Source organism: Mangrovimonas yunxiaonensis (assembly GCF_000733475.1).
Lineage (GTDB): Bacteria > Bacteroidota > Bacteroidia > Flavobacteriales > Flavobacteriaceae > Mangrovimonas > Mangrovimonas yunxiaonensis.
In genome coordinates this window covers 137501-151295 of record NZ_JPFK01000002.1, presented here as the reverse complement: position 1 = coordinate 151295, position 13795 = coordinate 137501, and the positions used below count along the sequence as shown (strand labels likewise).

General features: G+C 38.9%; 12 protein-coding genes (1 of these 12 only partly in view). 7 read left to right on the top strand and 5 right to left on the bottom strand.

What is annotated here, in order from left to right; all coding sequences use genetic code 11:
* Positions 1 to 33 precede the first annotated feature (33 nt).
* The 7 genes from IA57_RS00715 to IA57_RS00685 all read left to right on the top strand — a co-directional run bounded on the left by IA57_RS00715 (position 34) and on the right by IA57_RS00685 (position 7310).
* Positions 34 to 987 (top strand): acetyl-CoA carboxylase carboxyltransferase subunit alpha, encoded by a 954-nt coding sequence (locus IA57_RS00715; protein ID WP_036117918.1) that lies wholly within the window; start codon positions 34 to 36, stop codon positions 985 to 987.
* Between the two features lie 170 nt (positions 988 to 1157).
* Positions 1158 to 2708 (top strand): replicative DNA helicase, encoded by a 1551-nt coding sequence (dnaB, locus tag IA57_RS00710; RefSeq protein WP_036117915.1) that lies wholly within the window; start codon positions 1158 to 1160, stop codon positions 2706 to 2708.
* Between the two features lie 60 nt (positions 2709 to 2768).
* Positions 2769 to 3791 carry an AI-2E family transporter gene (locus IA57_RS00705; RefSeq protein WP_036117913.1) on the top strand — a complete coding sequence of 341 codons (1023 nt, stop codon included), beginning with the start codon at positions 2769 to 2771 and terminating at the stop codon, positions 3789 to 3791.
* Between the two features lie 44 nt (positions 3792 to 3835).
* Complete coding sequence (locus IA57_RS00700; RefSeq protein WP_036117911.1) at positions 3836 to 4762, top strand: aminotransferase class IV; 927 nt, start codon at positions 3836 to 3838, stop codon at positions 4760 to 4762.
* The gene (locus IA57_RS00695) at positions 4759 to 5490 is read left to right on the top strand and encodes a sulfotransferase-like domain-containing protein (RefSeq protein ID WP_036117908.1); all 732 of its coding nucleotides are present in this window, start codon (positions 4759 to 4761) and stop codon (positions 5488 to 5490) included. The genes IA57_RS00700 and IA57_RS00695 overlap by 4 nt, the downstream gene beginning before the upstream one ends.
* A gap of 126 nt (positions 5491 to 5616) precedes the next feature.
* Positions 5617 to 6801: a hypothetical protein gene (locus IA57_RS00690; RefSeq protein ID WP_036117905.1), complete on the top strand. Its 1185-nt coding sequence runs from the start codon at positions 5617 to 5619 to the stop codon at positions 6799 to 6801.
* 86 nt (positions 6802 to 6887) lie between these two features.
* Complete coding sequence (locus tag IA57_RS00685) at positions 6888 to 7310, top strand: secondary thiamine-phosphate synthase enzyme YjbQ (protein WP_036117902.1); 423 nt, start codon at positions 6888 to 6890, stop codon at positions 7308 to 7310.
* 40 nt (positions 7311 to 7350) lie between these two features.
* On the opposite strand, the gene IA57_RS00680 is transcribed toward IA57_RS00685, so the two are convergent.
* The 5 genes from IA57_RS00680 to thrS all read right to left on the bottom strand — a co-directional run.
* Positions 7351 to 10608 (bottom strand): amidohydrolase family protein, encoded by a 3258-nt coding sequence (locus IA57_RS00680; RefSeq protein ID WP_036117899.1) that lies wholly within the window; start codon positions 10606 to 10608, stop codon positions 7351 to 7353.
* 149 nt (positions 10609 to 10757) lie between these two features.
* Positions 10758 to 11102, bottom strand: coding sequence for a 50S ribosomal protein L20 (gene rplT, locus IA57_RS00675; RefSeq protein ID WP_036117896.1), 345 nt, complete (start codon positions 11100 to 11102; stop codon positions 10758 to 10760).
* A gap of 136 nt (positions 11103 to 11238) precedes the next feature.
* Complete coding sequence (rpmI, locus tag IA57_RS12435) at positions 11239 to 11436, bottom strand: 50S ribosomal protein L35 (protein WP_084176694.1); 198 nt, start codon at positions 11434 to 11436, stop codon at positions 11239 to 11241.
* Between the two features lie 65 nt (positions 11437 to 11501).
* Positions 11502 to 12056 (bottom strand): translation initiation factor IF-3, encoded by a 555-nt coding sequence (gene infC / locus IA57_RS00670; RefSeq protein ID WP_169738979.1) that lies wholly within the window; start codon positions 12054 to 12056, stop codon positions 11502 to 11504.
* A 28-nt stretch (positions 12057 to 12084) separates the two neighbouring features.
* Positions 12085 to 13795, bottom strand: the 3' portion of a protein-coding gene (gene thrS, locus IA57_RS00665; RefSeq protein WP_036117889.1) for a threonine--tRNA ligase. It continues 224 nt past the right edge of the window; 1711 of the gene's 1935 nt are visible here — the last part of the coding sequence; the start codon falls outside the window, past its right edge — the gene reads right to left on this strand; its stop codon occupies positions 12085 to 12087.

Genomic DNA, 13795 nt, shown 5'->3' with positions numbered 1-13795 from the left:
TAAGCTAAAATCATTATTAAACAACAACTCCTAATGGAATATTTAGATTTTGAACTTCCTATAAAAGATCTTGAAGAACAGTTGCAAAAATGCCAAATTATTGGTGAGGAGAGTGAAGTAGACGTATCGGAAACCTGCAAGCAGATTGAAAAGAAGTTAATTGAAACCAAAAAAGACATTTATAAGAACCTAACCCCTTGGCAAAGGGTACAATTGTCTCGCCATCCTAACAGACCATATACTTTAGATTATATTAGAGCATTATGTGGCGATTCCTTTTTAGAGCTACACGGCGATAGAAATGTAAAAGACGATAAAGCCATGGTAGGCGGTCTAGGAAAAATAGGTGATCAAACATTTATGTTTATAGGTCAGCAAAAAGGCCACAACACCAAAACCAGACAGTACCGCAATTTTGGTATGGCCAATCCCGAAGGCTACCGCAAAGCTTTGAGGCTAATGAAATCTGCAGAGAAGTTTGGTGTGCCAGTGGTTACGTTTATCGATACCCCGGGAGCTTATCCAGGACTAGAAGCCGAAGAACGCGGCCAAGGTGAAGCCATTGCCCGAAACATTCTGGAAATGTCTCGATTGCAAGTACCCATTATCTGTATTGTTATTGGTGAAGGCGCTTCTGGTGGAGCCTTGGGAATAGGTGTTGGCGATAGGTTTTTAATGTTGGAAAATGCTTGGTTCTCGGTAATCTCACCAGAGAATTGCTCTTCAATTTTATGGCGCAGCTGGGAATATAAAGAGCAGGCTGCAGATGCCCTAAAACTAACGGCCAAAGACAGCAAACGCATTAAGGTAATCGATGGTATTATAAAAGAACCAATAGGCGGCGCACATGCCAATAGCGAAAGTACTTATGTGGCAGTTAGAGACGCTATTCTTAAAAATTACGACGAACTAAAAAGTTTATCCACAAAAGATTTGGTAAACACTCGTATGGATAAATATGCCAATATGGGAGTTTATAAAGGATAAGTGCTATAAAACAAAAGCATGTTTAAAAACCGAAGTAACGCACTTCGGTTTTTTTTTGCGGCTATTAACAAAATAATTAAGTTATTAACAGTTAATTTGTTAACTTGTAGTTGACAATCAAAACAGTATTTCACTCAATTTATAAGAACAATTTGACTACTTTCGCTGTTATGAAGCAACCAAATCAGATTCAAGGATACCAAGTAGATAAAAGCACCCTAATTAACCTAGAACGCGGTAAAATACCACCGCAAGCCATTGATTTAGAGCAAGTTGTTTTAGGGGCGATGATGATAGACAAAAAAGGGGTAGATGAAGTAATAGACATTTTAAGCCCTGAAGCATTTTATAAAGATGCCCACAAACATATTTTCGAAGCCGTTTTTCAATTGTTTGAAAATAGCGAGCCTATCGACTTATTAACCGTTTCCAGCCAATTAAAGAAAAATGCAAAACTAGAATTGGTAGGTGGCGATTTTTACCTCATTTCGTTAACCCAAAAAGTGTCTTCTTCGGCTCACATCGAGTTTCATGCAAGGATTATTTTGCAGAAATTTATTCAGCGTAGCTTAATAAAAATTTCTAGCGAAATTATTGAAGATGCTTACGACGAAACCCAGGATGTTTTCGATTTGCTGGATATGGCCGAGACCAAACTGTACGAAGTAACCCAAGGCAACATTAAAAAATCTAGCGAAACGGCTCAAAGTTTGGTTATTCAAGCCAAAAAGAAAATCGAGGAAATTTCTAACAAAGAAGGGCTAAGCGGTATTCCTACAGGATTTTCAAAATTAGATGAACTTACCTCGGGCTGGCAGGATAGCGATTTGATTATTGTAGCAGCTAGACCAGGTATGGGTAAAACGGCATTAACCCTTTCTATGGCTAGAAACATTGCTGTCGATCAAAATATTCCAGTGGCTTTTTTCTCCCTAGAGATGGCCTCGGTACAGTTAATTACCAGACTTATTTCTTCTGAAACAGGGTTGTCTTCAGAAAAATTAAGAACAGGAAAGCTAGAAAAACACGAGTGGGAACAATTAAACGTTAAGGTTAAAGGTCTGGAAAAGGCGCCTTTGTTTATCGATGATACCCCATCGTTGTCCATTTTCGATTTACGCGCCAAGGCAAGACGTCTGGCCTCGCAACACGGCATTAAGTTAATTATAATAGATTACTTGCAGTTGATGACCGCTGGAGGAAGCCAAAAAGGTGGAAACCGCGAGCAGGAAATATCAACCATTTCGCGTAACCTTAAGGCCCTGGCCAAAGAATTAAGTGTTCCCGTAATTGCCCTATCGCAGCTGTCCCGTGCAGTAGAAACCCGTGGGGGAAGCAAGCGCCCGCTGCTTTCAGACCTTAGGGAATCTGGAGCTATCGAGCAGGATGCCGATATTGTATCGTTTATTTATAGACCAGAGTACTATAAAATTGAAGAGTGGGACGACGAAGAACGCTCGCCTACAGAAGGCCAAGCCGAATTTATAATCGCAAAACACCGTAACGGTGGGTTGGATAACATTCGATTGAAGTTTATTGGCCACTTAGGAAAATTTGATAACCTAGACGATTACGATTCGCCCTTCGGAAATGAGTTCCATAGCAAGATGAACGATGATATTCAAGACGCAACTTTTGAAAACCATCGTTACCCATCGGCTTCAGATGCTTTCGATTTGCCAGGGAATAGAGAAAATTCTGATGGAGAAGTGCCATTTTAAGATTTGCCTAACGTAAATATTCGCTTTTTTACATATTTTTACGCTTTTAAAGTTTAATTCATGCTAGAGCAAAGGCGTACAACAAATACACTACTGTTAATAATCGTTATTCCATTAGTGTTCTATTTACTAAAAACACTAAAGTTTATTTTTATTCCATTAGTGTTTTCAATGTTTGTGGCACTTTTCTTCCTACCATTAATGCGATGGTTAGGAAAACGAAATGTGTCTAAATACATGAGCATTGTAATTGTTGTGCTGTTAATAATTACGGGGCTTTTTATTGGTATTGAGCTCGTGCAGCTGTCCAGCAAGCAAATCATGGCCTCTAAAGGCGATTTTATTGTAAAAGCTCAGGAGAAAATCGTGTTGCTTTCTGCACATATAGGCGAAACTCTTGGAATTCCCATACACTTAGATAAAAACCTGCTCTCACAGTTTGTTAATAAAGGCAACATAGGAACAACCTTAGGATTTCTAAATAAAACCCTAACCATGATTTTAATGACCGCTTTTTTTGTGGTCCTGTGGTTGGCAGAGTCTATAAATGTGCAGCAAGTTATAAATAGAACCATATTAAAACAAAAGCATACTTCTGTAAAAACGTTTATGAAGATTGAAAAAGATCTTGTAAAATTTATAAAAGTAAAAGTGTTTGTTAGTTTGCTTACAGGAATTTTTACGGGCTTGGCCTGTGTGTTTTTCGATGTGAGCTTTCCTATATTTTGGGGACTTTTTGCCTTTGCGATAAATTTTGTGCAAATGGTAGGCTCTTTTGTTTCGGTTATAAGCTTAACCATATTTGCTTTGGTAGAGCTTGATCCAACAAGTACATTATTTTTCTTTTTCTTGACCATAACGGGCGTTCAAGTGGTATTTGGAGCCATTTTAGAGCCTATTTTTATGGGGAAATCTTTTTCCATAAACATTATAACCGTGCTCGTGATGCTCATGCTTTGGGGGTATATTTGGGGAATTCCAGGTTTAATTATGGCCATTCCTATTACGGTTTTCATGAAAATTATCTTAGAAAAATTTCCGGGAACCAAATTAATAGCCGATTTGCTTTCAGGAAGCAGTTAAAGGTTTAAAAAAAATAGCCTATCTTTCAGTTTAAAATAATCGTTATGGTACACGGCACGCATAATGCACTGGAGGATAGTAGAAATCAAAACATCAAGATTTTTATTAACGGCGAGTTCTACAAGAGGGCAGAAGCCAAAATTTCGGTTTTCGATAGTGGTTATCTGGTAGGCGATGGGGTTTGGGAAGCGCTTAGGCTACACCAAGGAACACTTGTTTTTTTACAAGACCACTTAGACCGGTTATGGCAATCGGCAGCAACGGTAGGTATGGCATTAGGTTTTTCGCAACAAGAACTAACCCAAAACATCTATAAAACCTTGCATGAAAACAACATGTCTAACGGTGTGCATGTTAGGGTTATGGTAACAAGGGGCATAAAAAAAACGCCATCACAAGATCCTAGGTTAACCATTTCTGGTCCTAATGTTGTAATTATTCCAGAATATAAAACGGCTGCCCCAGAAAGTAAAGCCAAAGGCATAACACTTTTTACTAGTACCATTAGGCGTGGTTCGCCAGATTATTTAGACCCTAGGTTAAATTGCCATAGCAAATTGCACGAGGTTCAGGCCTTAATTCAAGCCATAGAGGCAGGAGCCGATGAAGCTTTAATGTTGGATGTTAATGGTTTTGTATCGACCTGCAACGCAACAAATTTCTTTATTGTTAAAAATGGAGAAGTATGGACCTCTACAGGACAATATTGCATGAATGGGATAACACGGGCAAAAGTGATTCACCTCTGCCGTGCCAATAACATTATTTGTAAGGAAAAAAACTTTTCGCTTTTTGATGTATATGGTGCCGACGAAGCTTTTGTTACAGGAAGTTTTGGGGGGATAACTCCTGTAAGCAAAATTGATGGCCGCCAAATTGGTGACGGAAAATTTGGAACGCTTTCAAAAAAGTTAGACACCCTATACAATAGCTTAATTGCCCACGAGGTTGAAAATACATCCAGATCATGACAAGTCATAATACAACCAGAATTAGCCTTTGGTCTGGGCCACGCAACATTTCAACAGCATTAATGTATGCTTTTGCACAACGAGCCGATACAAAAGTGTTCGACGAGCCTCTGTATGCCTATTATTTAAGCCAAACAAAGGCAAAAGACTACCACCCAGGAGCCAAAGAAATTATGGCTTCACAAAACACCAATGGCGAGACAGTTGTACGGCAAATGCTTACCGACCAATCTAAACCGGTGCTGTTTTATAAAAACATGACCCACCATCTTTTAAATTTAGACAAGGCGTTCATGAAAAGTATGGTTAATCTTATTCTTACACGAGAACCAAAAGAAATGATTACCTCGTTTGCCAAGGTTATTCCAAATCCTACCATGGAAGATATCGGTTATAAAGCACACATCGATTTGATTACTTATTTTAATGCCGAAAACATAGAATATGTGGTTTTAGATGCCAAAAAGGTGTTGCTAAATCCTAGAAAAGTCCTCACCCAATTATGCGAGATTATAAACATTCCCTTTCATGATGCCATGCTAAACTGGCCTCTGGGAGCACGTGCAGAAGATGGTGTTTGGGCAAAATATTGGTATGCCAACGTGCATAAATCGTCTGGATTTTCAAAATACAAGCCAAAAATAGAACCTTTCCCAGAGCATTTAAATACCCTTTTAGCCGATTCGCAAGCGTATTATCAAAAGCTAAAAGCAATTTCAATAGGTTAAAATAGTTCTAAACCGTTTTAAACCGCAAGGTTTTTTAAGTATCTTTCACCTATGAAGAAATTAGTTTACTTAGCGTTTTTCTTATTGGTGTCTTTTTCAACATATGCTTCTTATATTTTGATACCAATGGATGCCGAAACCCAAAAAAACCATTTAAAGGCTTATGGCATTACCTATTGGACACTAGAAAAGCAACTTAAGGTAAAATGGTTGTTAAACTATAGAGGCGGTGCCTTTTTATTGCCCGATACCCAAGACATTCAAAGGGAGTGCCAAATTAGGGGAGTAGACTTCGAGGTTATTTCCAACAGCAAGGCCGAAAGTATTCTAGAGGAAATTAGCAGCCCCAGTAAGAATATGGAGGCTGTTGTTTTAGAAAAAGCACCTAAAATTGCAGTGTATACCCCAAAAGGAAATCAGCCTTGGGACGATGCCGTGACCATGGTGTTAACTTATGCCGAGATTCCTTATGAAACGGTTTACGATGAAGAAGTTCTTAACGATGGGCTGTTGCTATTTGATTGGTTGCACCTGCACCATGAAGATTTTACCGGACAGTATGGAAAATTCTACAGAAATTATAAAACAGCTGCATGGTACATTCAAGATAAAAACGAAGCCGAAGCCCTAGCAAAAAAACTAGGCTACCATAAAGTTTCTGAAGAAAAGTTGGATGTGGCCAAAAAAATTCGGGACTATGTTATTGGTGGAGGGTTTATGTTTGCGATGTGTAGCGCAACCGATAGTTTTGACATTGCCTTATCGGCAGAAGGAGTAGATATTTGCGAACCCATGTTTGATGGCGATGGCAGTACGCCCAACTACCAAAACCGAATAGATTACAGCAAAACATTTGCCTTTACCAACTTTATCTTAGAAAGAGATCCTAATGTTTATGAGTTTTCTTCTATCGATATGACACAAAAGCGGCAAATACCTAAAACAACCGATTATTTTTCCTTAATGGATTTTTCGGCCAAATGGGACCCGGTACCCACCATGTTATGCCAAAATCACACCGCTTTAATAAAAGGGTTTATGGGGCAAACAACATCTTACACCAGAAACGAGATAAAAAGTAATGTATTGGTGATGGGCGAAAACAAAACCAATGGCGAGGCTAGGTACATTCACGGAATAAAAGGAAAAGGGTTTTTTACATTTTACGGCGGGCACGACCCAGAGGATTATACCCATAGGGTAGGAGACCCTAAAACCGAATTGGATTTATACCCAACTTCTCCGGGTTACCGACTAATATTAAACAACGTTTTATTTCCTGCAGCCAAAAAGAAAAAGCAAAAAACGTAATTTTCTTGGTTGGTCTGAACTAGGAAATGTCTATTTTTTTACCGTATTAAATACGGTTCAGAATTTAAAAGTATAAAATTTTAACGTTGAAAATCTATCAAAAAGAAATACGCTTAAAAGCCTACCCGAGAGGATTTCATTTAATTACAGACGATATTTTAAGTGCCGTGCCAGAGTTGAAACAAATCTCTATGGGGCAATTGCAGGTGTTTATCAAACATACTTCGGCCAGTTTAACCATAAATGAAAATGCCGATTACACTGTGCGTGGCGATTTTGAGCGCCATTTTAATGTTATGGTTCCCGAACATGCGCCTTATTACAAGCATACCTACGAAGGTCCCGACGACATGCCGGCACATATTAAAGCTTCACTTTTGGGCGCATCGGTACACATACCAATAACCAATGGAAAACTTAATTTGGGGATTTGGCAAGGCATTTATTTATGCGAACATCGAGATTATGGCGGTGAACGTCAACTGGTGATTACGGCCTTTGGTGTATAAAAAAATCCGATGCAATGAAGAATCGGATTTTTTATGGTTTTTAATGCGAACCAACATGGCAACCACATCCTGGCACAGTAAAGCTTTGGCTTTCTTCATGCCAAGGAAAAGCTTGGTTGTATTTGTTGTTTTCCCAATAGAAGGCATCACGAGCTTTCGGGTGATTTCCTATTTCATTCATGGTTTCGGTATCGTATAGACGGCCATTAATCATAGTATAAATGATGCTTTCGGAATTTTTAATGTCTTCCAACGGGTTTTTATCCATAACGATTAAGTCGGCTAACTTTCCAACTTTTAAAGAACCAATGTCGTTAGCAGCACCAATATAGTCGGCACCATTTATGGTGGCAGCTTTTAAAGCTTCGTGATTGGTCATACCACCCTGTTGCAGCATCCATAATTCCCAATGAGCGCCCAGGCCTTGCAGTTGGCCATGGGCTCCTAAATTAACTTTTACGCCAGCATCGCTTAGTGCTTTACAGGTTTCAGAAACTAAAATATGGCCATTGGCATACTCTTCGTCAGGAGCCATGGTACGGTGTCTTGAACGGGAATCGATAATACCTCTAGGCGTATATTTTAAGAGTTTATCCTTTTCCCAGACATTTGTTTTTTGGTACCAATAGTTTTCGCCGTTAAGCCCTCCGTAGTTCACTATAAGCGTAGGGGTATATCCTGTGTTGCTATGACTCCAAAGTTCTAAAACATCTTTGTAAACAGGAGCAACAGGAATGTTGTGTTCCACGCCAGTGTGGCCATCCATAATCATGGTCATGTTATGATAAAAGGTAGAACCACCTTCGGGAACAACAAAAATACCTTCTTCTCGGGCTGCTTGAATAACTTGTTGGCGCTGATCACGTCTTGGTTGATTGTAACTTTTTACAGAAAGTGCTCCAAATGCTTTAGTACGCCGTATTGAAGAACGGGCATCATCTAAATTATTGATAACGGCTTTAAAATCGCCATCGGCACCATAAAGGATAAAACCAGTAGAGTAGAGGCGAGGGCCAACCAAACTGCCACTTTTAAGCAATTCTGAAAGGGTAAAAACAGTTTCAGTATGTGCAGACGGATCGTGAGAAGTGGTAACACCGTAGGCTAAATTTGCATAAAACTGCCAGTGTTTTTGAGTGGTTAAACCATATCTAAACCCTCCAATATGGGCATGAACATCTATAATACCAGGCATAATGGTTTTACCTGTTACATCGTATACTTTGGCATTCGAAGGAATGTTAACATCAGACATGTTTCCAATGGCTTCAATTTTGTTGTCCTTAACAAGTATGGTACCGTTTTCAATAACGTCATCACCTTCCATAGTTATAAGTCTAGCCCCTTTAAAAGCAATTAAACCTTCAGGTTTGTCCGTTTTAACTTCTACGTCTATTTTAATACCATCTTCTATAAGTTTAGTATCTTCCTTGGCTTCTGCAGTATAATAGGTGTTACCTAACGTCCAGTGTAGTGTTTTACTATCTTTAGACCAGTGTAAATTAATACCAGCATCTTTAGACAGTTGGGTAACAGGAACAAATTTTGTTTTGTCAGTGATGTCGAGTGTTTGCCCAGATTTAGGCATTGGCGCCATATAAACTTTATGAAGATGAATAAACGCCAGCCATTTTCCGTTTGGGCTAGGGACTAATCTATTACCATGTTTAGACTTTACAAGAGTGCGTTTGTCGTAACCATTAACATCTACACTAATTAATTCTTTGGTGAGTTTGCCAAAAAAAGCACCGCCCGTTTGGTATAGAATACGAGAATCATCAGGAGTATAAACAGGATAATCACCATGTTCTGAAATCAATTTGGCGTTAGAACCATCAGCATGCATGGTATAGAGTCCAGCGTTTTTTGCAAAGGTTCGTCCTTGTTCGTTATTTCCAGATTCTTTTCGGTAAACAATATGTTTTCCGTTATTTGAATAGGAAGGATTTCGGTAAATGCCTTTCTCTTTTGAAAGTTTTGTAGGAGTACCGCCATTAATAGGAAGGCTATAAATGGCTCCCAGGTTTAAATCGTTCCAGGTAACATAGATTATGTTTTTACCATCTGGAGAAAATGCGGGCTCAAATTCAAAATCGCTCCCTTTTGTTAGGCGTTTCGGTTTACCGTTAGGTAATTTTTTGGACCATAAATACCCCAGAGCATTGAAAACAATGGTTTTGTTATCGGGCGATGTTGCGGCATGCCTAATAACTTTAGCTTCAAAAGTATCTGGAGCTACAGGCGTATCGTATTCTAAGGCTTTCGCAATTTTTATCTTAGCATCTACCTGAAAAGGAATGTTTGTAACTTCCAGCGAGTTAATGTTTATGGCGTTAATCTTACCGCCAGACCAGAAGACAATAGCTTCATTATTTGGCATCCAGTTAAAATTAGGGTATATCCCAAATAAAGCCCAGGCTTCTTGTTGGTCTTTATTAAGTTTATCGAACAACGGCCATTCTTCGCCAGTTTCTAAATCATGAATGTACAAAACCGACTTTTCCCTAATCCGTTTTACGAAGGCCAGCTTTTTGCCATCTCTAGATATTTGCGGACGTGCAGCACCGCCAGGGCCGCCAGTAATTGTTTTAATCTCTCCAGTAGTCATGTCGTATCGTTTTACAACATAGATTTGGCTATTAGGGTCTTTATTGTATTGGAAATAGCCTCCAGGGTACATGTCTTCACTGTAATATAAAAATTTTCCATCAGGCGAAATGCTAGGCTCATTAACATCTTGTTGGTCGTTTTTACGCTTGGTAAGTTGCACCCCAGAGCCTCCACTCTTGTGGTACAGCCATAGTTCACCAGCACCTAACGAACGACTAGACGTAAAATGTTTTCGGGCAATAAGGTAGTTACTGTCCGGTGTCCAGATGGCATTGTTTAGTAATCTGAAATCTTCCTTAGTAATTTGTTTGGCATTGCTGCCATCTACATTCATCACCCAAATGTTATCGCCACCTCCAGCATCACTGGTAAAAGAAATATGTTTTCCGTCGGGGCTAATGCGTGGTTGGATTTCAAAAGCAAGACCTTCTCTTAGGATTTCAGCTTTTCCGCCATTGATGTCTAGTTTATAAATGTCGCCAAGCATATCAAAAACAAGAAACGTTCCATCGGGGCTTACATCTAAATTCATCCAGGTACCTTCATCTGTTGAAAGTTCTAAGGTTTTAAAATCCCAATGACCTTCAGGATTGGAAACATTCCAAGTGGAGTCTTTTTCTTTTTCTTGGCTGAAGCCGTTCAATGAAAGGGTTATAAACAGAAGGAAAATGATGCGAATACGATTCATTTGGTTAGGAATTATAATTAGAGGTTAAAGATAATTATATCCAGGGCTTCGTTTTGTTAAGATAAACCGAAAATTGGATAAAAAAAAAATCCGATTCGTAAGAATCGGATTTTTAATAAGTGAAAAATATTATACTATGGCGGAAAGCCCTATTTTACTTGATCTACAATTGCTTTGAAGGCTTCTGGGTGGTTCATGGCCAAATCGGCAAGAACCTTACGGTTCAATTCGATGTTGTTGGCTTTTAACTGTCCCATAAACTTCGAGTAAGACATACCGTGCTGTCTAGCACCTGCGTTAATACGCTGAATCCATAAAGCGCGGAATGTTCTCTTTTTATTTCTACGGTCTCTGTACGAGTATTGCATCGCTTTGTCAACCGCATTTTTTGCTACTGTCCAAACGTTTTTACGACGTCCGAAATAACCTTTTGCTTGCTTAAGAACCTTTTTTCTTCTGGCTCTTTTTGCTACTGAATTTACTGATCTTGGCATAATTTAAGTTTTTTGTAGTAGGCGGACGATAATCGTCTCTTTTATTTTCTTAAATCGTAAATCAAAAATCTACAATCGTTAATTAAATGGCCTAACTCCATGGTTTATAAATAATTTTTAACCGAACGAACTAAGCTTATTTTAAGCGTAGTTGTTCCTTAATGCTATTCTCATCAGCTTGGTGTACCAAAGTACTGTGAGTTAGCTTTAACTTACGCTTTTTAGACTTCTTTGTTAAGATGTGGCTTTTAAAAGCGTGTTTTCTTTTGATTTTTCCTGTGCCAGTTAACTTAAAGCGTTTTTTAGCACTGGATTTTGTTTTCATTTTAGGCATTTTCTTCTGCTTGTTTTTAGTATTTCACTTATTTATTTTCAATCCTTTCTTAAGTTTAAGAAGGCTTATTTTGTTTTTTTAGGCGCAATAAACATGGTCATGCGCTTTCCTTCAAGCTTTGGCATTTGTTCTACTTTACCAAACTCTTCAAGGTCTTGAGCCAAACGCAATAATAATATTTGCCCTTGCTCTTTAAACACAATCGAGCGTCCTTTAAAGAATACAAACGCTTTAAGCTTGGCACCGTCTTTTAGGAACTTCTCGGCATGTTTCTTTTTAAAATCGTAGTCGTGATCATCGGTTTGTGGTCCAAAACGAATTTCTTTTACAACAACTTTACTGGCTTTCGCCTTTAAAGCCTTTTCGCGTTTCTTTTGCTCGTAAAGAAACTTTTTATAATCCATAACCTTACATACAGGAGGATCTGCTTTTGGCGAAATTTCAACAAGGTCTAATCCTTGTTCGTCTGCTATGCTAAGTGCTTGTTTTATGGGGTATACACCCACTTCTACATTATCACCTACCACACGGACTTTCTCTGCTCTAATTTTAGAATTAATCCTGTGCTGATCTTCTTTGTTAACCCTTGCTCGGCTCTGTTTTTTTCTACGTATTGCTATGGCTTAAAAATTTAAATTAAACGTTATTTTAAAATTGTTTTAGAGATTTATTAATCTCGTTATCAATTAGGTTTGCAAATTCTTCTACAGAAATCATACCAAGATCGGCGCCACCGTGTTGTCGTACCGAAATCTTGTTTTCTTGCGCTTCTTTTTCACCAACAACAATCATGTATGGGATTTTTTTAACTTCGGCATCCCGAATTTTCTTCCCCATGGTTTCACTTCTGTTGTCAATTAGGGCGCGAATTTCGTTATTTTCTAACAAATTTAAAACTTTTTCTGCGTATTTTTCATATTTCTCACTGATTGATAGGACAATGGCCTGCTCGGGCATTAGCCACAGTGGGAAGTTTCCTCCGGTATGCTCCAGTAGTATCGCAATAAAACGTTCCATGCTTCCAAAAGGCGCACGGTGTATCATTACCGGTTGATGTGTTTCGTTGTCGCTACCTTTATAAGTTAACTCAAAACGTTTTGGTAATTGGTAGTCTACTTGAATGGTGCCTAATTGCCACTTTCGTCCAAGGGCGTCCTTAACCATAAAATCCAGCTTTGGCCCGTAAAAGGCAGCTTCACCGGTTTCTATAACGTAATCAAGGCCTTTGTCTTTAACGGCACTAATAATCGCTTGTTCGGCTTTTTCCCAATGCGCCTCGTCGCCAATGTATTTTTCTGGGTTTTCAGGATCTCTTAAGGATACTTGGGTTGTGAAGTTTTCAAACCCTAAAGATCCGAAGACATATAATACAAGGTCGATGACTTTTTTAAACTCTTCGTCCAGTTGTTCTGGCGTGCAGAAAATATGGGCATCGTCTTGGGTAAACCCTCTAACTCGGGTTAAACCATGAAGCTCGCCACTTTGTTCGTACCTGTAAACCGTACCAAATTCCGCATAGCGTTTAGGCAGGTCTTTATACGACCATTGTGTGTACTTGAAAATTTCGCAGTGGTGCGGGCAGTTCATGGGTTTTAACAAAAACTCTTCGCCTTCTTTTGGGGTGCTAATGGGTTGAAAGCTATCTTCGCCATATTTAGCATAGTGTCCAGAGGTTACATAAAGTTCTTTTTGCCCAATATGTGGGGTAACCACCATTTCGTATCCTGCTTTCTTTTGTGCTGCTTTAAGGAAATTCTCTAAACGCTCTCTTAAGGCTGCTCCTTTAGGAAGCCATAAAGGAAGCCCTTGGCCAACCTTTTGTGAAAACGCAAACAATTCAAGCTCTTTGCCCAATTTGCGATGATCTCTCTTTTTAGCTTCTTCAAGTAACTCTAAATATTCTTTAAGCTCTTTCTGTTTAGGGAAAGAAATGCCGTAAACTCTTGTAAGTTGCGTGTTGTTCTCGTCGCCTCTCCAATAGGCTCCAGCTACCGATAGTATTTTTACAGCTTTTATAATCCCTGTATTAGGAATGTGCCCACCGCGGCACAAATCGGTAAAGGTCGCATGGTCGCAAAAAGTAATGGTCCCGTCCTCTAGGTTTTCTATTAGTTCGGTTTTGTATTCATTATCCTTATATAATTGTAAGGCTTCCAATTTTGATGAAGCCCGCATTTTAAACTCGTGCTTCTCTTTAGCAATTTGAAGCATTTTATCTTCAATAGCTTTAAAGTCTTTATCAGAAATGGAATGCTCGCCTAAATCTACATCATAATAAAAGCCGTTTTCTATGGCAGGGCCAATAGTAAGCTTTACGCCTGGATATAATTCTTCAAGAGCCTGAGCAAGTACGTGGGCA